Origin of the sequence: Amylibacter marinus (genome assembly GCF_030160015.1) — a bacterium.
Classification (GTDB): Bacteria; Pseudomonadota; Alphaproteobacteria; order Rhodobacterales; family Rhodobacteraceae; genus Amylibacter; species Amylibacter marinus.
This window is the reverse complement of the sequence record NZ_BSNN01000004.1, coordinates 354,523-374,826: the sequence shown is the minus strand read 5'-3', so window position 1 is coordinate 374,826 and position 20,304 is coordinate 354,523. Positions and strand designations below refer to the sequence as shown.

Genomic DNA, 20,304 nt, shown 5'->3' with positions numbered 1-20,304 from the left:
TTAACCAAGCTTTGAAACAGCGTGATTTCGGCACAAGTGGAACATGCTTTCGTAATATTTTGATCCTAATTCTATGTCAGAAATAAATTTACCAAGACAAGGATCACAACAATGAAAAACAAAGTTACCAAAGCTATTTTTCCCGTCGCAGGTTTGGGTACACGATTTTTGCCGGCTACAAAATCAATCCCCAAGGAGATCCTGTCTTTGGTTGACCGCCCCCTGATCCAATACGCAATCGACGAGGCGCGGGATGCAGGAATAGAGGAATTCATATTCGTGACATCGCGCGGCAAAGGCGCACTTGAGGACTATTTCGATGGCTCGCCAGAATTGGAATCCGCATTGGCGCGCAAAGGGAAAGATGCGCTGCTGGAAACGGTACAAGACGTGACAATGAACAGCGGCGAGATTGTCTATGTGCGCCAACGCGAGGCCCATGGTCTGGGGCATGCGGTTTCTTGTGCGGCGCGCTTGATTGGGGATGAACCCTTTGCGGTGATCCTGCCTGATGATGTAATTTCCGCACCCAAGGGGTGCTTGCGCCAAATGATGGAAGCCTATGAAAACACGGGCGGAAACATGGTGGCAGTGATGGAGGTTCCGCCAGAGCGCGCAGGCGATTACGGCCTGGTGGATGTAAAAGAGGATATGGGCAAGCTGGTCTCTGTGAAGGGAATGGTGGAAAAACCAAAACCTGCGGATGCGCCATCGAATTTAGCGGTAATCGGGCGGTATATCCTCACTCCAAATATCCTGAAAAACCTAACCAATACGGAAACTGGTGCGGGTGGTGAAATTCAGCTAACCGATGCTATCGCACATGAAATTCAGAAATCTGACAATATCTACGGATTACGGTTTGATGGTCAGCGGTATGATTGCGGGTCAAAGGCGGGGTTCCTACAGGCCACGGTGGCCTTTGGTCTAGCCCGTGAAGAGCTGTCAGATGAGTTCATGGATTTCCTTGTACAGACCGTGGAAATTCGCCGCGCCGCGCAATAGTGGTCATTTTGCTCTTCTATCGATAAGAAGAGCGCATGAACTTGATTTTAGATATAACGCGCTTCGTGTCCCGATTTACCATGGGTCACGATACAGGCATAGATCGCGTGATGCGCGCAGCTGTGCTAGATGCCCTAGATCGCTGTGAAAACCCCTATTTCGTATACAGGTCTAAACGGGTTCATTTTCTGTTTGATCGCCACGGAATGCAGCGCCTGCTTCGGATGTCTGAAACCAATCAATGGCAAAGGGCGCGGGGGATAGATCGCCTGCGGTTTAAACGTACTAAGCTGTTTCGCCGTATCCTTACTTCGATGCGCGACTTGGCGCTGATGCAGGCAAGACTTGCGGAAATAATTACAAATCTAAGGGGGCAATTCGATGGCCCTTTTACGTATTTCAATCCCAGCCATTCCAACCTTTCTGATTCTACGATGTCTGATTTAAAGGCCGGGAAGTGCGACAGGGTGATGGTAATGATCCATGATGTGATCCCGATTGATTTCCCAGAGTTTTGCAATCCTGAGGTCAGTCAACGGTTTGATCGCATGTTGGGCAATGTGGCGAAATATGCGGATCAGATAATTTGTAATTCTGAATATACCGAGGCATGTGTGCAGCGGGTGATTAGGGTCAAGAATCCAAGGAGCGTGTGTGAAACCTCGGTGCACTATTTGGTGCACACGGTCCCTGATCTGGATTCTGTTATGGCATTGCACATTAATGATCGGCCATCTTTTCTGTGTCTAGGCACGATCGAACCGCGCAAAAATATACAGATGCTTCTAAATATCTGGGAAAATTACGGGAAAACATTGCCAACGGCCGATATCCCCAATCTACTACTGGTGGGAAAGCGCGGGTGGGAAACCCAGGAATTTTTTCACAGTCTTGATAATCACCCGATGCGGGGTCAGCATATTTTTGAATACAATAATTTCTCGGATCAGCAAGTAGCATCAGCCCTGAAGGCCAGCAAAGCACTGCTGTTCCCAAGTTATGTCGAGGGCTTTGGTCTACCAGCGATCGAGGCTCTGGCCTGTGGTCGAGATGTGATTTGCTCGGATATACCGGTGTTTCAAGAGATATTACCTCGGAGTGGCGAATTTATCCCCGCAACCGCACAAAATAGGTGGGCTGAAACGATATTGCGCTACGCATCCAAAAACAATACAAGAACTGTTGATCCAGTGTTTACCGATATGCCTGCTTTTGTCATTAATTGGACACATTTTTTTAACAGCGTTTATTCAAACCATAGAAGTTATGATTAAGTTGACCTAGTGAACCTATTTGGACGATATCGGCTACGCCTAGAGCGGAAACGCCGCCGCCTGCGTGCCATTCGGCGCGGCACTAGGGATTTGTCCTGCGTAAAAAACCGTACCAATAATATCCGCAAGAAAGACATCATACTGTTTTCAACCGTACGGGACGAGGCCGTTCGCTTGCCGTTCTTCTTTGAATACTATCGTAAATTGGGCGTTAACAAATTCATCTTTGTGGATAACGGATCCAAAGACGGGACACTGGAATACCTAAAAAAACAGCCTGATACATCAATCTGGCACACCAAAGCCAGCTACAAGAGGGCGGGCTTTGGTGTGCATTGGTTGAATTTTTTGCAGAATAAATATGCAGATGGTCATTGGTGCTTGGTGGTCGATGTCGATGAATTTTTCGTCTATCCGTTTTGCGACCAACGTCCTATTTCGGCACTAACTGATTGGCTAGATGCATCATCTATTCGCTCTTTTGGTACATTGTTGTTGGATCTGTATCCAAAACAGGAAATCAATCGTGTGGTTTACAAGGCCGGGGATAACCCGATGGAGGTTAACCCCTATTTTGATAGCGGAAACTACGTCTATTCCGTCAACCCCAAATACGGCAATCTGTGGATTCAGGGCGGGGTGCGACAGCGCGTGTTTTTCGAACAAAAACCCCAGTACGGGCCCGCGCTGAATAAAATACCACTTGTGAAATGGACGCGCGGGAACACCTATGTCAGCTCTACGCATTCCATTTTGCCGCGCAGCTTGAATATTGTGTATGCGCGCGATGGCGGACAACGTATTTCAGGGTGCCTTCTGCATGCCAAATTTATCCATAGCTTTGCAGAGAAGGCGCGGGACGAAACCGTTAGAAAACAACACTATGCGGCGGGTAGAGAATATGAACCCTATGCCGAATTTTCCTCTAAATCGCCAATACTATACACGGGCAAAAGCGAGAAATTCTCTGGTTGGCATCAACTAGAGGACCTAGGGTTGATGTCCTCGGGAGGATGGGCATGACGATTGGTTTTGTCATATTGGCCCACCAAGATCTGCATCGGGCAGAGGCGCTGGCCAAATATCTGGCCGAGAACAGCTGTCCGGTGGCAATTCACGTAGACCTGCGCGCGGGGTCGGCCCAGTTCAGGCTCCTTGAGAACGCGTTGCAGGATATTGAAAATATTAACTTTGTTCCACGGCGTAGATGCGATTGGGGTCGGTTTTCATTGGTACAGGCCACCCTGGATGCCAGCAAGATATTGTTGGATGGGTATCCAGACATCAATCATGTGGTTCTGACCAGCGGATCCTGTCTACCAGCCAAGCCTGTTTCACAGCTAAAATCATTTTTATCGCAAAAATCGGATGTAGATTTTATTGAATCTGTGTCTTTAGAAAGCGAGCAATGGGTTCAAGATGGCCTGAACAAAGAGCGTTTCACGCTATATTTTCCGTTTTCATGGAAAAAGCACCGAAAATTATTTGACCTTGGTGTCAAAATACAGCGCCGGCTGGGGGTTCGCAGACGGTTGCCCTTTGGATTGATACCTTTTTTGGGGTCACAGTGGTGGTGCCTATCGCGGCGTACTTTGCTGCGCATCGTAAATGACCCGCGTCGGCGCCATTTCGACAAATTTTTCCGTGCGACATGGATTCCAGACGAAGCATACTTTCAATCTTTGGCGCGGTTGCATTCTATTCGCATGGAATCCCGCAGTTTGACTTGGGTTAAATTCGATAAATCAGGCAAGCCGTGCATTTTATATGATGATCATCTGGAGCCGATTTTAGATTCCGAACATTTTATGGTTCGCAAGGTGTGGGCAGGGGCAGACAAATTATACACAGAGCTTCTATCGCATAATCGGACAGAACATAGCACCGGAAAAGGTGATAGCCGGATACTCAGCCAGCCGTTCAAACGGGCCAAACAAGTTCAGGCGCCAGGGTTAATTGGCAATCTTAACGCGGGCCGCTATCCAACGCGGCGACTGGATCGACCCGATATTACCGGACAGAACTATACCGTAATTGCGGGTGGTAAACATCTGTTTCCTAATCTAAAATCATGGTTGAATAACCTGCCAGATGGGCACTGTCACGGTAATCTATTTGGGCGGGATCGGGTGGAGTTTCCCGATGATGATCCGTTTTATTTTGGCAACCTTACGCGATCTAGGGCGTTGCGCAATTATGCCTCTCATGGGTTTTTACGCAATGTGATCTGGAATGGGCGCGGGTATAACCCCAGCATATTTTTTGATGTGGGGGATATGTTGCGTGGGGGGGATCGCATTTTGGGCGATCCAAACGCGACGGTGGTTTTCTTGAAGGAAGCATGGCTGGTCAATTATCATAACTTGGTGCGCTCAGGGGGAAACCTGACCTATACGGCCAAGTTTCTGGCGGCAGCCGAGCGGCGTCACTACAGCTCTTTGTTTTGGGAAAGCACGCGGGCCAATGTGCTGGAATTTGAGTTGTTGGATGTTATTCAATCTCCTACGGAATATTTGAGAACGCTTTCGATCCTAACCAGCTCGAGCGAGGGGCAGCCGTTGATCGATATGCCTGAAATGATCGACCTGTCGCGCTTTAATTCTACTGTGCGCGGGTTGCGCAACGAGGGGTTTAAGTTAAACACGGATGTAATCCCAAAACCTGCTGTGGGTAAACCGGCGTCTGCAACGCCAAAATTGGTAGAAAAATGAGCGCGCAAAAATTTCGCTATTATGTATTGTTGGGCAATATGCGCACAGGATCAAACTTGTTTGAGCGCACGATGCAGAGCTTTGACGGTTTTACCTGTCATGGGGAATTGTTTAACCCACATTTCGTCGGCTACCCGATCAAGGAGTCGCTGTTTGATATGACAGTTGAGCAGCGCGAGCAGAACCCTGTGGCGCTGATAGAGGAAATGATTGCGCTGGATGCGGATGTCTTACCAGGCTTTCGGCTGTTTACCGGCCATGATCCACGTATTTTAGATCACGTTTTACAAGATCCGAGATGTGCGAAAATTATTTTAACCCGCAACCCGATGGACAGCTATGTTTCGCACAAGATTGCCAAGGCAACGGATCAGTGGAAATTGGGCGATTTACACCGCCGTCGCACCCAGAAGGTAGAGTTTGATTTTGATGAGTTTCAGCTGTTTTTGGGTAAGCGTCGAGAAAATGCGGATTACATACATTCTGTATTGCAGACCACCGGTCAAGCGGCATTTCATATCAGCTATGACGATTTAAGCGAGATTTCGGTGTTCAATGGTCTGGCCAAGTTTTTGGGATCTGATGAGGAAATCAAGAATTTTGGCATTCGCGGAAGCCGCCAAAACCCAGAGCCGCTATCTGAAAAGGTAAGCAATTATGATCAGCTTTGCGCCGATGTTCGACAGCTGAATATATTCGAACCAGAGATCGCCCCCTATCTAGAGCCGCGCCATTCTCCGTCGAGCAAGCGCATACAGGTGGCAAACTCCATGCCCCTGATGTATTTGCCGCTGCATGAGAGCCGGTCTGACCCCATCAGTGGTTGGATGGCTAGCCTAGAGAGGGATGGTGCCTTGCCGCGATCTGGTCTGGCAGGCGCCGAGGTAAATAAATGGTTGAACTCCCATACGGATAAGTGGGTTTTCACATGTCTTCAGCACCCTGTCGAGCGCGCCTACGATAGCTTTTGCAATTTGTTATTGTTCAAGGGAACCAAGGGTATGAATTGGGTTCGCAATATGATGATCAATTTCTATCAAATGGATTTGCCCGACCCTAAGTTGCGTTTAGGCGTCAGTACAGAAGATCTAATTGCATCGGGCTATAGCCTTGAAAAGCATGCGCGGAATTTTAAAAAGTTCATCCCTTTTTTGGCGGGGAACTTGCGCAATCAAACGCGTGCTCCAGCCCTGCCGGCCTGGGGGTCGCAATCTGTTTGGATCGATAGCTATGCGCGCTGGTGCCAGCCTCATATGATCATCCCTCCACATAGGCTAAAGGAATGCCAGACATGGATAGAGCAGATGTTTGAGCTAACGCCATTGGCCGATAATCCTTATCAGGTCGCGGCGCATAATTTTCCATTGGCGGATGTGTATTCCACAGATATCGAGCGCCTGACCCGCAGAGCCTATGCTATCGACTATCAAAAATATGGAATTTTGGATTGGCCGGGGCGCCCTTAGGCGGCCCGGATATCGTCTTGCTGTGTTAACAGGGTAAACAGCGTAGTTTCATCGTTGTTTGCGCGCAGTTTTGTACATATGTTTTCTGCGCGCAGAGTTCTAGAAACCAGCGCAAGCGCCTTTAGGTGTTCGGCACCTTCGTTTTGGGGTGCAAGAATGGTGAACACCAGATCTACCGGTTGGCGATCAATGGAATCGAAATCAACCGGTTTGTCGAGGCGCGTGAACAGCCCATACACGCGATCCAATGATTCAAACCGCGCATGGGGAATGGCAACACCGTGCCCCACGCCTGTTGATCCTAAGTTTTCGCGTTCACTGAGTGCACCAAGAACCTCGGAGGCGTCCAGATTGTAAACTGCCGCTGCCTGTTCTGATATAGTTTGCAACAGCCGTTTCTTGCTGCTTGCCTGCGGTAAATTACGCACGGCATCGCTGCTCATTATATCTTTCAAATCCATAGTATTCTCCAATTAGACCGCCCCTATTTCATATTCTGGGGGTCAATCCAACCAATATTTCCATCAGCACGTTTATAGACAACATTCAGCCCATCATGGCTGTTGTTTCTAAAAACGATTGCAGATTCATCGGCCAGCTCCATTTGCATCACTGCTTCGCCAACGGACAGGGATTTGATGCCTGTTTCCATTTCGGCGATGATAATGGGTGTTAGATCCGTTTCGTCCGCACGAGAGTCTTCTTCTTCTGATGCGAGGATATACGCCGATGCGCCGAATGTTTCAATGGGTGTTGTGCGCGTGTTGGCATGATCTTTCAGGCGGCGCTTGTACCTGCGCAATTGCTTTTCCACGCGCTGGGCGGATTTATCAAAGCTATCGTAAATTTCTGTGGCCCGTGCTTTGGAATTTACCGACAGACCTGTGGACAGGTGGATGGCGGTTTCACAGACATATTCATGGGCGTCCTTAGAAAAGGTTACGATCGCATCTGTCGGTCGTTCAGCGTATTTATCAAGTATTTCAGCCAGCTCCGTTTCCGCATGTGTTTGCAGGGATGTACCAATATCAATTTGTTTTCCGCTGATTTTATACCGCATATGTTCTCCTTTAGAGTTTCAAGTCATGCACGCATAGTTAACCTTGGACAGGTTATCCAAAGCTTAACGTGTATTTCATCGGTCGTGCATACAATCAGTCTATGCGTAGATTTTTGCGCTGACAATCTTGATATTGAATTTTTTTTCGGCATAATTTAGCGACCGCTAGGCCCTGTGGCGCGCGGCGATTCGCCTTAGGCGCGAAAATCATCACCCAGATAGACCCGCCGCACATCCGGATCTTTGACCACCTCATCAGGGGTGCCACTCATCAAAACATGACCATCATGCAGAATATAGGCCCGATCGACAATTTCTAGGGTTTCACGCACATTGTGATCGGTGATCAACACACCAATTTCCCTCTGCTTTAGCTGTGCAACCAAAGCGCGAATATCCCCAACCGCAATCGGATCAACCCCCGCAAAGGGTTCATCCAGTAGAACATAGCGCGGGTCGGCGGCCAGACAGCGCGCAATCTCGACTCGGCGGCGCTCACCACCAGATAGGGCAACGGCAGGGGCCTTGCGAATATGGGTGATTGAAAACTCTTCTAGCAGTTCCTCGACGCGTTTGCGCTGGGCGCTTTTGCTGCTGACCCACAGCTCGGCAACAGCGGCGATATTTTGCTCTACGTTTAGGCCACGAAATATGCTGGCCTCTTGGGGCAAATAGCCCAACCCCAGCTTGGCGCGGCGATACATGGGCAGGCGGGTTGCATCCAAACCATCCACCGTAACCACGCCCTTGTCTGCGGTAACCAACCCCGCAATAGAATAGAAGCATGTGGTTTTCCCGGCGCCGTTTGGCCCCAACAGTGCAACGACCTCGCCTTGTTTTAGCGATAAGCTGACGTCACGTAACACCACGCGCTTTTTGTAGGCCTTGCCCAATCCTTCGACAGTTAGGCCCTTGTTCTGGGGTGATTCGGTGTTCATTTACTTGGGTACCAGTACGGTTTTTACATTACCCGTTAGGTTGGCAGAATTATTCAATACGTCCAATTCCAGCGTATCCGCAGAAAATGCATTGCCCCCCTGAAGCAGCAGAACATTGCCTTGCATGATCAATAGACCCTTGGCCACATCATAATTGGCGCGGTCGGCCTCGGCGTTTTCGGCGCCATTCGTGAACACCACAGAGCCGGTGGCGCTGACCTTGGAAATTTCTGAGGCTGTGTCGCTGTAGGTTACCTGAATTTGATCTGCACCGAGGCGCATGGCCCCTTGGCCGACGCGGGCTGATCCAGAAAACACCGCTGTTCTAGAGGCTTGGTCAACCGTCAGGCTGTCTGCTGTAACCTCTACGGGCTGGCTGGCATCATGGGGGGTGCTGCTTAGACTAAGACTAGCGCCCTGTGCATATGCAAGGCCAGAAATACAGGCGCTGGTAATGAATATGGATACAAATAAATTTTTCATGCGCCTACTTTGCGGATTTACGTTCAGAAGGCAAGTATATCAACCGTACCCCTTGGCTGAATTTTAAGACACCTTGATTGCGACGCGCATCGGTCGATGTGTTTTGAAACACACTGAATTGGCCGGCAGTGATGCTGCCGATGGGGCCTTCTACCTGTACCTTGCCTGCGCTGGTGGCGCTGCCGGTTTTTAGATTAAATTCGATGCCCTGACCCTGGGCCAGATATCCATTAGATGTTTCCAGAATGACATCCCCGCGCAGGTTTGCTGAATGCGACTTGATGTTCAGCGCCCCTGACTGGGCAGTGGAATTTAGGGTTAGCCCCTTGTGGGTGTTTATTTCTAGCCGCGGGTTTTCCAGATCGATGCGGCTGGGTTTTGGGGCATCAGGCAGGGCGGCATCGGCGGCCACCAGATAGGCATCGCCCGCATCCGTTACACCTGAAAAATGCGGGTTGGTGATTTTCTGTCCAGTGGCCAGATTTAGCACCTCGGGCGGGACAAACAGCGTACCATTACGTAAGGCGTCACCCTTGGTCAGGGTGAAAATGCTGATCAGCAACAACAGCGCAAACAGTGGCAAAATGCGTTTGGTCCATTTTACCACCGTGGAATATGTATCGCGCCGCGCGGTCATTAGTGGGCAAAGATATCTGTTTCGGGCCAGCCCGCCAAATCCAATCCGGCACGTGTAGGCAAGAAATCAAAACAAGCCTGCGCCGTTTCCATGCGGCCCTCGCGGATTAGGTTTACATTCAGCTTTTCCATCAGACCATGTAGATACAAAACATCACTAGCGGCATAATCCAGCTGGGCATCGGTTAGGGTTTGTGCACCCCAATCAGAGCTTTGCTGTTGTTTGGATACATCCACCTTCAGCAATTCGTGCAGCAGGTTTTTCAACCCGTGGCGATCCGTATAGGTGCGTACCAGTTTCGAGGCGATCTTGGTGCAATATACTGGGGCCGTGCGCACACCGAAATGGTTTTCCAGCGCAGCAATATCAAAACGCGCAAAATGAAACAGCTTCACCTGATCGGGATTGGTGAGCATACGGCACAGGTTGGGGGCATTTTTCACACCCTGTTCTATCTGTACAATATGCGCATCCCCATCCCCAGAAGACAGCTGAACAACACAGAGCCGATCCCGATGCGGGTTTAATCCCATTGTTTCGGTATCGATGGCGACGACGGGCCCTAGATCCAGATCATCGGGCAGGTCGTTTTTATAGAGATGATTTGTCATGTTCCTTATATAGGCGCGGATTGCACAATGCGAAAGCACCTTTGATCCGATGGGCGGAAATTCCCAAGTTAGTGAAAATCTCTTGCGCGAGGGGGCATTCCTATGGATAGTGGGCTCTTGCACAAGATTTAGTGGATACAAATGTGATTAAGAATTTCGGCTCTATCAACATCGATAATGTTTATCGCCTAGACCGTTTGCCACGGGCAGGGGAAACCTTGGTTGCACAGGAATTCGCGCGGTTTATGGGCGGCAAGGGGCTGAACCAATCTGTAGCCGCACAGCGTTCTGGGGCGGATGTGTGGCATATCGGGGCGGTTGGGCCTGATGGCGATTGGGCGTTGGATCAGATGCGCGCATTTGGATTGGATTGTTCTCATATTTTTCGCGTAGAGGCGCCGACAGGCAATGCTGTGATCACCGTGGATCAGGCTGGCGAGAACCAGATTGTGATCTTGGGGGGTGCAAACCAGACGCTGGATCAGGCCTTGTTGGGGGATGTCTTGGCGGGGCTGGGGCCACAGGACTGGGTCGTCTTGCAAAACGAGACCAGCTTTGTGCATCAGATCGCATTGGCGGCCAAGGCGCGTGGCGCGCGCGTGGCCTATAGTGCGGCGCCTTTTGATGCGCATCATGCGGTGCCGATGCTGGATATGATTGACCTATTGGCGGTTAATGAACACGAGGCCGCAGAGCTGGCCCGCGCCACCGGCAAAAGCGTTGCGGATCTGCCTGTGGATATGGTTTTGATCACCTATGGCGCGCGCGGGGCCGAATTGCGCCAGAATTCAGCGCGCCTACACCAAAAATCATTTCCGGCGGACGTTGTGGATACCACGGGTGCGGGCGACACCTTTCTGGGGGCGTTTCTAGCGCGGCTGGATGTGACGGGCGATGCAGAACATGCGCTGCGCTATGCGGCGGCGGCGGCGGCACTGCAGGTAGAACAGCCGGGGGCGGCCACGGCGATCCCATCATTCGATGCTGTAACAGAATTTTTGACGCGAAAAGCAGAGGCATAATATGGCAAAGGTTAAGCTGATTATTGATACCGACCCAGGCGTGGACGACGCGATGGCGATCTTTTTTGCGCTATTGCATCCTGATATCGAAGTTATGGGCCTGACCGCGGTTTTTGGCAATGTGACCGTGGATGTGGCCACGCGAAATGCCATCGTGTTGGGCGAACGCGCTGGCCAGCCCACGCCGGTGGCGCGCGGCGCACAGCGGCCGCTGGTACAGGCGCCCAATCCCGTATCGGATTATGTGCATGGCACCGAAGGCTTTGGCGATATGGAGCCCCAGCCCATCAAGGGCACCGCGCTGGATGAAACAGCGGCAGAATTTATTGTGCGCATGATCAATGAAAACCCCAATGAAATCACCCTGTGCCCGATTGGGCCTTTGACCAACATCGCGCTGGCGCTAGAACTGGATCCCAGCATTGCGCACAAGGTGAAAGAGGTGGTGATCATGGGTGGCGCCTATGGCGTGGCGGGCAATGTATCCCCGCATGCCGAGGCAAATATCTGGAACGACCCCCATGCGGCCGATGCGGTATTTGCCGCCGACTGGTCGTTGAAAATGGTGGGGCTGGATGTGACCCATGCTGTGGTGTTTGATCCCGATGATTTTGCGCAATTGGCGGCCAAGGCCCCAGTGCTAGGCGGATTCCTTCAGCAGGCGGGTGATTATTATATTGATTTTTACCGCCGCGTAGTGGGTATCAATGGCTGTTATATGCACGATCCGATGGCGGTGATTGCGACGCTGCGGCCCGAACTCTTTTCACTTGAGAATTATCCAGTAGAAGTTAAGGTTAACGGTGCGGAAATCGGCCAAACATGCCATTCGGATATCCCGAATAGATCGCATACACAGGTCTGTACGGGCGTTAAGGCAGAAGAGGTGAAAGCCCTGTTTATGGATACGATCCAAGCGGGTTTCTAGGTATAAGACGGAGATAACATGAGCGATTTTAGTGTTTTGGCAATCAGCCCCAGCGATGCGGATGCGGCGGAAAAATTCGCCAAATCATTGCGCGAAACTGGATTTGCGATCATCAAGGATCACGATATCCCCGTGGCTGAAATTGATGCCATGTATCGCGTATGGGCTGAGTGGTTTGCGAGCGAAAACAAAGAGGACTTTGCCGTGCAGGCGGGGGAGTCTAATGGCTACTTTGGCTATAAATCAGAAAACGCCAAGGATGTGAAACAGAAGGATTTGAAAGAATTTTTCCATGTCTATCAATCCAAAGAGGTACCAGATTCAGTTAGGGAAATCACCCGTGATTTCAATACAAAATTGATCGCGCTGGGCGCAAAATTGCTGGGCTGGTTGGATCAGGTTACCCCCGCAGATGTACAGGGGTTATTGGGCGAGCCGTTCGAAAAAATGATCGAGGCCAGCGATAATAACCTGCTGCGCGTGTTGCATTATCCACCCCTACCCGATGACGTAGAGCCTGGCGCAACGCGTGCCGCGGCGCATGGCGATATCAATCTGATTACATTGCTGGTTACCGGGTCAGAGCCCGGCCTACAGGCGCAGGATGTGAACGGCACATGGCACGATGTACCCTGCCAATCTGGCTATATCACCGTGAATGCGGGTGATATGTTAGAACAAGCAACGCGGGGCCATTACCCATCCACCCCACATCGCGTAATTAATCCACCGGCACAGGAAAACCGCTCGCGTTATTCCATGCCGCTGTTTATGCATCCTCGTAGCGAGGTTGTTTTGGATCATCAAACCGCTGGAGAGTTTTTAGACCAGCGCTTGAAGGAAATCGGTCTAAAGTGATCGAACAATAATTGCGCATCTGCTCGCGCATCAACTAGGAGAGAAAAATGAAATTAAAAACAATCGCACTTAGTGCCGTGGTTTCACTGGCCACCAGCGCTGCATTCGCGGATTTTAAACCCGCAGTGATCTACGATATGGGCGGCAAGTTTGACAAATCCTTTAACGAGGGTGTTTGGGCTGGTGTTAAGAAATTCACCGAAGAAACCGGTGTAGAGGTTATGGAATTCGAAGTAACCAACGAAGCACAGCGTGAGCAGGCCATGAGCCGCATGGTGCAGCGCGGCGCAACTGTTGTTCTGGGTGTGGGTTTTGGCCAAGCAGATGCAATTGCCAAGGTTGCGGGTGAAAACCCAGATGTTCAATTTTCGATCATCGACGTCAGCTGGCTGGATGCGCCAAACCTGCGCCAATATGCCTTTAAAGAACACGAAGGTTCTTATCTGGTTGGTGTAGCTGCGGCATTGAAATCATCGTCTGCCAAGGTTGGATTTGTGGGTGGCATGGATATTCCATTGATCCGCGCATTTGCCTGTGGCTACGTTCAGGGTGCGAAATCCGTTAGTGCCGATGCAGAAGTTCTGCAAAACATGACAGGCACAACACCTGCGGCATGGAATGATCCCGCCAAAGGTGCCGAATTGGCCCAAGGTCAGATCGATCGCGGCGCTGATGTGATCTACCAAGCCGCTGGTGGTACAGGTGTTGGCGTTATCCAAGCGGCAAAAGACGCTGGTAAATTCTCGATCGGCGTTGATTCTAACCAAAACCACATGGCACCAGGATCGGTTCTGACCTCGATGCTAAAGCGTGTTGATGTTGCGGCCTATAACACATTCAAGGATGCAATGGACGGCAATTTTACCGCTGGGGTACAAACCTTGGGTCTGGCCGAGGGTGGCATTGGTTGGGCATTGGATGAGCACAATGCTGATCTGATCACCGATGATATCAAGGCAGCAATTGATGCGGCCGCGGCTAAAATCACATCCGGCGAAATTGCCGTGCATGATTACCGCACTGATAACACCTGCCCAATGTAATTTTGATGCCCCCCGAAATGGGGGGCAACATATATAAGGTTTTACTGTTATATGTCTGATATTGAATTAAAAACGAGCGGCGATACCCCCGCTCGTTTTGCGCTTGAGCTTCAGGGGATCAGCAAATCTTTTGGTACAGTTCGCGCAAATCGCGATATTGATTTGCAGGTGCCTAGCGGCACTATTCACGGCATCATTGGGGAAAATGGCGCTGGTAAATCGACCCTAATGAATATCCTATATGGTCTGCACCGCGCAGATGCCGGCGAGATGCGGATAGATGGCACGCCCTGTAAAATCCGATCCTCTGCGGATTCAATTGCGCTGGGAATTGGCATGGTGCATCAGCACTTCATGTTGGTGCCGCGTTTCTCTGTTTTGGAAAATGTGATGCTGGGTTCCGAGGGTGGTGGATTGCTACGTGCGGGTCGTGGTGCCACCTTGGATACGCTGAAACGCTTGGGTGAAACCTATGGCATGGTGGTAGATCCCAATGCGTTGATATCCGATCTAAATGTGGGCACACGTCAGCGTGTAGAAATCCTAAAGGCCCTAAAAGGCGGCGCTAGGATATTGATTTTGGATGAACCAACCGGCGTTTTGACCCCCCAAGAGACGGAGCAGCTGTTCGAGATTTTGAAGGTTCTGCGCGATGATGGGGTAACGATCCTGTTGATCACCCATAAGCTAGATGAAATCATGGCCGTCACCGATAATGTATCGATCATGCGTGCTGGTACGATGGTGGGGCACCGCGAAACGGCACAGACAAATGCGGCCGAATTGGCCGAGCTGATGGTTGGGCGCAAGGTTTTGCTAACGGTGGAAAAAGGCCCGGCTAACCCGACGGAAATATTACTGTCCGTTGACAATCTAGGCGCGGTTAGCAGCCGTGGTCATGACGTGCTGAAGGATATGAGCTTTGATCTGCGGGGTGGTGAAATTCTAGGGATTGCTGGTGTTTCTGGAAATGGCCAAACACAATTGCTGGAAATTCTAACCGGTATGCGCGTGCCTGATCGTGGGCAGGTGAATATCCTAGGAGACAAAATATCCAAAACCTCGCCGAAAAATCCAAGAGAGCTGCGCGAAATGGGGTTGGCCCATATTCCCGAGGATCGCCATATCCACGGATTGGTTTTGGATTTCGAGGCACAGGAAAATGTGGTGCTGGGCTATCACCGCGATGATATCACGGGAACCGGTGCCCTGATTGATCGTGATGTGATTAATACGCACTGTGCCGAACGCATGGAAACCTTTGATGTGCGCCCCTCAAACCCTGCGCTGAATGCCAAAAACTTTTCTGGTGGGAACCAGCAGAAAATTGTGATCGCACGTGAAATTTATTCTAACCCTAGGGTGCTGATCGTTGGGCAACCGACGCGCGGTGTGGATGTGGGCGCGATTGAATTCATCCATAAACAGCTGATTGCGCTGCGCGATGCGGGCTGTGCGATAGTGGTGGTATCGGTAGAACTAGAAGAGGTGCTGGGCCTGTCTGACCGCATAATGGTGATGAACGATGGGCAATCCGTGGGCATTGTGGATGCCGCTGATACGGATGTAAATCAATTGGGCCTGATGATGGCCGGTATTTCACAGGAAGCCGCAGAATGAGTAACACCCCCCCATTGCCCCGCTGGGCAGATTTGATTTTATTGCCAGTGATCAACCTGTTTGTGGCCTTGGCAATTTGCGGTGTGATTATCGCAGTGATTGGCGAAAACCCATTTCAGGCCTTTGGTGTGATGATCAAGGGTGCGTTTATTTATCCAGAAAGCTTGGGCTACACGCTTTACTATACCACTAATTTCATCTTTACAGGACTGGCCGTGGCCACCGCATTTCATGCGATGATGTTTAATATTGGCGGCGAGGGGCAGGCCTATGTGGGCGGCCTTGGCGCGGCCTTTGCGGCCTTTTTGGTTGGGCCGTTTGCACCTTGGTTCATTACGCTACCGCTGTGTATTTTGGGGGCGGCGGCCTTTGGGGCATTTTGGGCGATGGTTCCTGGGTATTTGCAGGCCAAGCGCGGCAGTCATATTGTGATCACGACCATTATGTTTAATTTCCTAGCGGCGTCTTTGATGGTTTGGTTGCTGGCAGGGCCGATGATGTTACAGGGACAACAATCGCCTCAGACAGCGATTTTCGATACATCGGCACATCTGCCAAAAATGTCAGAGATCTTTGCTATTTTTGGGGTAAAGATTGCCAAATCGCCGCTGAATATCTCTTTCTTGTTGGCCATTGTAGCACTGGGTATTTTCTATGTGCTGATTTGGAAAACGCGCCTAGGGTACGAGATCCGCACAGTAGGTAAAAACCCAGAGGCGGCGCATTACGCGGGCATCAATGTGGCGCGTACGATTATTATTGCCATGGCGATATCGGGGGCCTTTGCGGGGCTGATGGCCACCAACGAGGTGTTGGGGGTGCATAACCGTGTGATCCTGAATTTCACAGCAGGGTATGGGTTTACAGGGATCGCGGTGGCGCTAATGGGGCGCAACCATCCTATTGGTATATTCCTTGCCAGCCTGTTGTTTGGGGTTTTGTACCAAGGTGGGGCAGAGCTGGATTTTGAATTTAAATCCATCACCCGAGAAATGGTTTTGTTGATCCAAGGCATGATCATCCTGTTCTCGGGGGCGCTGGCTTATATGTTTAATCCGCCATTGGCGCGGTTTTTGGTGCGCATTGGTCTGGTGAAAGGTGTGCAGGATGCTTGATTTTCTATTGCAGCTGTTGTTGGCACTTGATGCCACATTACGTCTGGCGACGCCGCTGATCCTGTGTGCTATGGCAGGGATTTTTGCCGAGCGTAGCGGGATTGTTGATATCTCGCTTGAGGGTAAATTGCTAACAGGTGCCTTTGTCGCGGCGGCTGTGGCGGCCATTACGGGATCTGCGTGGCTGGGCCTGTTTGCGGCGATTGGGGCATCGGTGTTTATGTCTTTGATCCATGGCTTTGCCTGTATTACCCACAAGGGCGATCAGGTGGTCAGCGGGGTGGCAATTAATATTCTGGCCTCTGGGATGACGGTAATTGCCGGTATCGCGCTGTTTGCGAAGGGCGGTCAAACTCCGCATCTGCCCAACGAATCTCGCTTTCGCGCGATCGAGTTTTACGGGGTGGAAACCCTGAACAATGTACCCGTTATTGGTACGATTTACCGAGAGTTGATTTCTGGACATTCTCTGCTGGTGTATTTAGCGCTGGTTTTGGTACCTATCTGTGCCTTTGTAATGTACAAATCGCGCTTTGGTCTGCGCCTGCGTGCGGTGGGCGAATTGCCAGAGGCGGTGGATTCTGCGGGTATTTCGGTTACGTGGCTTCGGTATCGTGCGCTGATTGTTGGTGGTGCGCTATGTGGTATTGCGGGGGCTTATCTGTCTATATCGCACGGTGCAAATTTTGTGCGCGAAATGTCTGCGGGCAAGGGATACATCGCGCTGGCGGCGGTGATTTTTGGCAATTGGCGCCCCTACAAGGCGCTGTTCGCATGTTTGCTGTTTGGCTTCCTAGAGGCAGGGACATCGCGCCTACAGGGGGTTGATTTGCCCCTGATTGGTGAAATTCCAATTCAGCTGATGTTGGCAGTGCCCTACATCGTTACAGTTCTGTTGTTGGCTGGTTTTATTGGTCGCCCGACGGCACCGGCGGCTATTGGTCAGCCCTATAACAAGTAAGGTTAGAAAATGAGCTCTGTAGATCCTGCAACCATTGCGCGCCTGATTGAATCCGCGACAAATGCGATGGATAACGCCTATGCACCCTATTCCAAATTTCGCGTAGGGGCCGCGGTTTTGCTGTCTGATGGCGGAATTATTCAGGGCTGTAATGTAGAAAACGCATCCTTTGGGGCCACGATCTGTGCGGAACGCACGGCCATCACCACTGCTATTGCCGATGGCCGGCGCGATATCCGCGCGATTTGTGTGACCAACACCACGGATACCAAGATAACGCCCTGTGGAATCTGCCGACAGTTTATCTATGAGTTTGACCCGAATATCCCAGTATTTTGTTGTGATAATTCAGGTGGATACAGGGAATACCTGATATCCGACCTGTTACCGGATGCCTTTACCCTAGATTAATGTGCAAAGGCGGCGGCATCACCCCATAGCTGTTTCACCCGCGCATCACGCCCGCATCCTTTGCGATAGCGTTTATAGGCATCTTTTTTCTGAACCACTCCAAATCGGGTGACCACCCGCTTTGAGCTTTTGTAATAGTTCTGGTGAAACGCCTCAGCATTGGTGAATTCAAACTTGCCCAAAATCGGTGTGACGATTTTTTTACGCAACACTTTGCTTGCATCGATTTGCGCCTTTACCTTGGTGGCGGTTTCACTTTGCTGGGGAGTTTGGGCGAAAATTGCGGTGCTATAATTTTTGCCGCGATCACAAAATTGCCCACCTGCATCTAGCGGGTCAACCGAGCGGAAAAACAAATTTACCAATGTTTCATAATCCACAATGTCTGCATCATAGGTGATTTCGACGGCCTCGTAATGATCGGCTATGGTTTTGTAGGTAGGGTTTTTGGTGCTGCCGCCGGTATAGCCAGAGACCACCTCCTTCACGCCCTTCACGCTCTCGAAATCGGATTCAATACACCAAAAGCATCCGCCCGCAAAAACGGCGGTTTCAATTTGGCGGGCCTGTGCAGGCAAGGCGCCCAACAGGATGGAGGTTACAAGAATATATATAGATTTTTTCATGGTCAGCCCTTTTTTTCCCTATGAATAGGAGTTCTGTAATCACAAGCAATCAACAGTTTCGTGACCGTCGGCTTTTCTAAATCTAAGTTTAGAATTTCCAAGGCCCCCTATTTATTCAATTTTTGCGGGCCTAAAATAGTCCAACATTTCGAACAGGGGATCAGAACATGGCGCCAGTATACCTTAAACAGGCCGTAAAGACCTCGATAACGGAGACCAGCGATGTTCAGAGCGCGGTTTCGGAAATCTTGGCGCGGATCGAGCAGGGGGGCGATAAAGTGGCCGCTGAATATGCGCGAAAGTTTGATAATTTCTCTGGCCCTGCGGTGCTTTCGGCAGAACAAATCGCCACTGCGCGATCCAAGGTGCCACAACGCCTGCGCGATGATATGAAATTTGCCCATGACAATATTCGCCGCTTTGCACAGGCACAGAAAGAAACCATGAGCAATATGGAAATGGAAATCAGCCCCGGTGTAATTGCGGGCCAACGGATGATCCCAGTGTCCGCCGCAGGGTGCTATGTACCCGGTGGGCGTTATGCACATGTGGCATCTGCGATGATGACTGTTACCACCGCTCAGGTGGCCGGTGTTCAAAAAATCGTCGCGTGCTCTCCGCCCAGTGGTGATACGGGTATTAGCCCTGGGGTTATATATGCGGCCGATCTGTGCGGCGCGGATCATATCCTGTCCATGGGCGGGGTGCAGGGGGTGGCGGCCATGGCCTTTGGGCTGTTTGGTCTGCCGAAATCGGATATCATTGTAGGCCCGGGAAATCAATTTGTGGCCGAGGCCAAGAGACAGCTGTTTGGCCGCGTGGGGATCGATATGATTGCTGGCCCAACCGACACTCTGATATTGGCGGATAAAACCGCGGATGCGCATATTGTGGCCGCTGATTTGGTGGGGCAGGCCGAGCATGGGTATAATTCGCCGGTCTGGCTGGTGACCGATGATCTAGCATTGGCAGAACAGGTTTTGGGCATGATGGATCGCCTGATCACAGAGTTACCAGAGTTGAATCGCATAAATGCGCAGGCTGCTTGGCGTGATTACGGCGAGGTGATCTTATGCAGTGATCGCACAGAAATGGCCGCAGTATCAGATGATTACGCACCAGAGCATCTATCGGTGCACGCCACAGATTTGTCTTGGTGGCTAGAGACATTAACCTGTTATGGGTCTTTGTTTTTAGGCGAGGAAACCACCGTGGCATATGGCGATAAATCGACCGGCCCTAACCATGTTCTGCCCACGTCTGGCTCTGCGCGCTATACGGGGGGTTTGTCTGTTCACAAGTATATGAAGGTGGTCACATGGCAACGTGCAACCCGCGAGGGCGCCAAAAACATAGCCCAGGCAACAGCGCGCATTTCTCGCTTAGAGGGCATGGAGGGACATGCCCGCACCGCCGACATCAGATTGCAAAAGTACTTCCCCAAGCAGAAATTCGATCTGGCCGCACCAGAGTAGCGGACAGCGCGGGTGCGAGGTGTTTGATTTCCTTTGCAGAGCTGTATTTGGAAAAATCGG

The 20,304-nt window shown here is 50.9% G+C and carries 21 protein-coding genes; 14 read left to right on the top strand and 7 right to left on the bottom strand.

The features are described from left to right. Window positions 1-111: 111 nt before the first annotated feature. The 5 genes from galU to QQL62_RS09025 are packed head-to-tail and all read left to right on the top strand — an operon-like array spanning window position 112 to window position 6,456. Complete coding sequence (galU, locus tag QQL62_RS09045; protein ID WP_284378031.1) at window positions 112-1,005, top strand: UTP--glucose-1-phosphate uridylyltransferase GalU; 894 nt, start codon at window positions 112-114, stop codon at window positions 1,003-1,005. Between the two features lie 35 nt (window positions 1,006-1,040). Beyond that, window positions 1,041-2,279: a glycosyltransferase family 4 protein gene (locus QQL62_RS09040; RefSeq protein ID WP_284378029.1), complete on the top strand. Its 1,239-nt coding sequence runs from the start codon at window positions 1,041-1,043 to the stop codon at window positions 2,277-2,279. A 9-nt stretch (window positions 2,280-2,288) separates the two neighbouring features. Beyond that, window positions 2,289-3,302, top strand: coding sequence for a glycosyltransferase family 2 protein (locus tag QQL62_RS09035; protein ID WP_284378027.1), 1,014 nt, complete (start codon window positions 2,289-2,291; stop codon window positions 3,300-3,302). Then, window positions 3,299-4,990, top strand: coding sequence for a DUF5927 domain-containing protein (locus tag QQL62_RS09030; protein WP_284378024.1), 1,692 nt, complete (start codon window positions 3,299-3,301; stop codon window positions 4,988-4,990). Before QQL62_RS09035 ends, QQL62_RS09030 begins: the two co-directional genes overlap by 4 nt. Further along, a complete protein-coding gene (locus tag QQL62_RS09025; protein WP_284378022.1) occupies window positions 4,987-6,456 on the top strand; it encodes a hypothetical protein in 1,470 nt (489 codons plus the stop codon). The genes QQL62_RS09030 and QQL62_RS09025 overlap by 4 nt, the downstream gene beginning before the upstream one ends. Here the strand turns inward: QQL62_RS09025 and QQL62_RS09020 are convergent. From QQL62_RS09020 to QQL62_RS08995, 6 genes are all read right to left on the bottom strand, one after another. Next, window positions 6,453-6,917 carry a PTS sugar transporter subunit IIA gene (locus QQL62_RS09020; protein WP_284378020.1) on the bottom strand — a complete coding sequence of 155 codons (465 nt, stop codon included), beginning with the start codon at window positions 6,915-6,917 and terminating at the stop codon, window positions 6,453-6,455. The two genes, QQL62_RS09025 and QQL62_RS09020, sit on opposite strands and share 4 nt — an antisense overlap. A gap of 23 nt (window positions 6,918-6,940) precedes the next feature. Continuing rightward, a complete protein-coding gene (gene hpf / locus QQL62_RS09015; protein WP_284378019.1) occupies window positions 6,941-7,516 on the bottom strand; it encodes a ribosome hibernation-promoting factor, HPF/YfiA family in 576 nt (191 codons plus the stop codon). Between the two features lie 194 nt (window positions 7,517-7,710). Further along, window positions 7,711-8,454, bottom strand: a complete 744-nt coding sequence (gene lptB, locus QQL62_RS09010) for an LPS export ABC transporter ATP-binding protein (RefSeq protein ID WP_284378015.1) — start codon at window positions 8,452-8,454, stop codon at window positions 7,711-7,713. Beyond that, complete coding sequence (gene lptA, locus QQL62_RS09005) at window positions 8,455-8,937, bottom strand: lipopolysaccharide transport periplasmic protein LptA (protein ID WP_284378012.1); 483 nt, start codon at window positions 8,935-8,937, stop codon at window positions 8,455-8,457. A gap of 4 nt (window positions 8,938-8,941) precedes the next feature. Beyond that, complete coding sequence (gene lptC, locus QQL62_RS09000) at window positions 8,942-9,574, bottom strand: LPS export ABC transporter periplasmic protein LptC (protein WP_284378010.1); 633 nt, start codon at window positions 9,572-9,574, stop codon at window positions 8,942-8,944. Beyond that, window positions 9,574-10,185, bottom strand: a complete 612-nt coding sequence (locus QQL62_RS08995) for a ribonuclease D (RefSeq protein ID WP_284378008.1) — start codon at window positions 10,183-10,185, stop codon at window positions 9,574-9,576. Before QQL62_RS08995 ends, lptC begins: the two co-directional genes overlap by 1 nt. 143 nt (window positions 10,186-10,328) lie before the next feature. On the opposite strand from QQL62_RS08995, the gene QQL62_RS08990 reads away from it, so the two are divergent. From QQL62_RS08990 to cdd, 8 genes are read left to right on the top strand one after another with little or no spacing between them, the layout of a single operon-like run. Then, window positions 10,329-11,207, top strand: coding sequence for a ribokinase (locus QQL62_RS08990; RefSeq protein ID WP_284378006.1), 879 nt, complete (start codon window positions 10,329-10,331; stop codon window positions 11,205-11,207). A 1-nt stretch (window position 11,208) separates the two neighbouring features. Beyond that, complete coding sequence (locus tag QQL62_RS08985) at window positions 11,209-12,135, top strand: nucleoside hydrolase (protein WP_284378003.1); 927 nt, start codon at window positions 11,209-11,211, stop codon at window positions 12,133-12,135. Between the two features lie 18 nt (window positions 12,136-12,153). Continuing rightward, window positions 12,154-12,993, top strand: coding sequence for an isopenicillin N synthase family dioxygenase (locus QQL62_RS08980; RefSeq protein WP_284378000.1), 840 nt, complete (start codon window positions 12,154-12,156; stop codon window positions 12,991-12,993). Between the two features lie 47 nt (window positions 12,994-13,040). Further along, window positions 13,041-14,036 carry a BMP family lipoprotein gene (locus QQL62_RS08975; protein WP_284377997.1) on the top strand — a complete coding sequence of 332 codons (996 nt, stop codon included), beginning with the start codon at window positions 13,041-13,043 and terminating at the stop codon, window positions 14,034-14,036. 51 nt (window positions 14,037-14,087) lie between these two features. Beyond that, window positions 14,088-15,656, top strand: a complete 1,569-nt coding sequence (locus tag QQL62_RS08970; RefSeq protein WP_284377993.1) for an ABC transporter ATP-binding protein — start codon at window positions 14,088-14,090, stop codon at window positions 15,654-15,656. Next, window positions 15,653-16,771: an ABC transporter permease gene (locus QQL62_RS08965; protein ID WP_284377991.1), complete on the top strand. Its 1,119-nt coding sequence runs from the start codon at window positions 15,653-15,655 to the stop codon at window positions 16,769-16,771. The genes QQL62_RS08970 and QQL62_RS08965 overlap by 4 nt, the downstream gene beginning before the upstream one ends. Then, window positions 16,764-17,732, top strand: a complete 969-nt coding sequence (locus QQL62_RS08960; RefSeq protein WP_284377988.1) for an ABC transporter permease — start codon at window positions 16,764-16,766, stop codon at window positions 17,730-17,732. Before QQL62_RS08965 ends, QQL62_RS08960 begins: the two co-directional genes overlap by 8 nt. Window positions 17,733-17,741: 9 nt before the next feature. Next, entirely contained in the window at window positions 17,742-18,143 is a 402-nt protein-coding gene (cdd, locus tag QQL62_RS08955; protein ID WP_284377986.1) for a cytidine deaminase, read from the top strand. Here cdd and msrA read toward each other — a convergent pair. Next, a complete protein-coding gene (msrA, locus tag QQL62_RS08950) occupies window positions 18,140-18,769 on the bottom strand; it encodes a peptide-methionine (S)-S-oxide reductase MsrA (protein WP_284377983.1) in 630 nt (209 codons plus the stop codon). The two genes, cdd and msrA, sit on opposite strands and share 4 nt — an antisense overlap. A 167-nt stretch (window positions 18,770-18,936) precedes the next feature. On the opposite strand from msrA, the gene hisD reads away from it, so the two are divergent. Further along, complete coding sequence (gene hisD, locus QQL62_RS08945; RefSeq protein WP_284377980.1) at window positions 18,937-20,244, top strand: histidinol dehydrogenase; 1,308 nt, start codon at window positions 18,937-18,939, stop codon at window positions 20,242-20,244. Window positions 20,245-20,304 lie beyond the last annotated feature (60 nt).

Coding starts and splice junctions, on each gene's coding strand:
- galU (WP_284378031.1), top strand. CDS start 112: ATGAAAAACAAAGTTACCAAAGCTATTTTTCCCGTCGCAGGTTTGGGT.
- QQL62_RS09040 (WP_284378029.1), top strand. CDS start 1,041: ATGAACTTGATTTTAGATATAACGCGCTTCGTGTCCCGATTTACCATG.
- QQL62_RS09030 (WP_284378024.1), top strand. CDS start 3,299: ATGACGATTGGTTTTGTCATATTGGCCCACCAAGATCTGCATCGGGCA.
- QQL62_RS09025 (WP_284378022.1), top strand. CDS start 4,987: ATGAGCGCGCAAAAATTTCGCTATTATGTATTGTTGGGCAATATGCGC.
- QQL62_RS09020 (WP_284378020.1), bottom strand. CDS start 6,917: ATGGATTTGAAAGATATAATGAGCAGCGATGCCGTGCGTAATTTACCG.
- hpf (WP_284378019.1), bottom strand. CDS start 7,516: ATGCGGTATAAAATCAGCGGAAAACAAATTGATATTGGTACATCCCTG.
- lptB (WP_284378015.1), bottom strand. CDS start 8,454: ATGAACACCGAATCACCCCAGAACAAGGGCCTAACTGTCGAAGGATTG.
- lptA (WP_284378012.1), bottom strand. CDS start 8,937: ATGAAAAATTTATTTGTATCCATATTCATTACCAGCGCCTGTATTTCT.
- lptC (WP_284378010.1), bottom strand. CDS start 9,574: ATGACCGCGCGGCGCGATACATATTCCACGGTGGTAAAATGGACCAAA.
- QQL62_RS08995 (WP_284378008.1), bottom strand. CDS start 10,185: ATGACAAATCATCTCTATAAAAACGACCTGCCCGATGATCTGGATCTA.
- QQL62_RS08985 (WP_284378003.1), top strand. CDS start 11,209: ATGGCAAAGGTTAAGCTGATTATTGATACCGACCCAGGCGTGGACGAC.
- QQL62_RS08980 (WP_284378000.1), top strand. CDS start 12,154: ATGAGCGATTTTAGTGTTTTGGCAATCAGCCCCAGCGATGCGGATGCG.
- QQL62_RS08975 (WP_284377997.1), top strand. CDS start 13,041: ATGAAATTAAAAACAATCGCACTTAGTGCCGTGGTTTCACTGGCCACC.
- QQL62_RS08970 (WP_284377993.1), top strand. CDS start 14,088: ATGTCTGATATTGAATTAAAAACGAGCGGCGATACCCCCGCTCGTTTT.
- QQL62_RS08965 (WP_284377991.1), top strand. CDS start 15,653: ATGAGTAACACCCCCCCATTGCCCCGCTGGGCAGATTTGATTTTATTG.
- QQL62_RS08960 (WP_284377988.1), top strand. CDS start 16,764: ATGCTTGATTTTCTATTGCAGCTGTTGTTGGCACTTGATGCCACATTA.
- cdd (WP_284377986.1), top strand. CDS start 17,742: ATGAGCTCTGTAGATCCTGCAACCATTGCGCGCCTGATTGAATCCGCG.
- msrA (WP_284377983.1), bottom strand. CDS start 18,769: ATGAAAAAATCTATATATATTCTTGTAACCTCCATCCTGTTGGGCGCC.
- hisD (WP_284377980.1), top strand. CDS start 18,937: ATGGCGCCAGTATACCTTAAACAGGCCGTAAAGACCTCGATAACGGAG.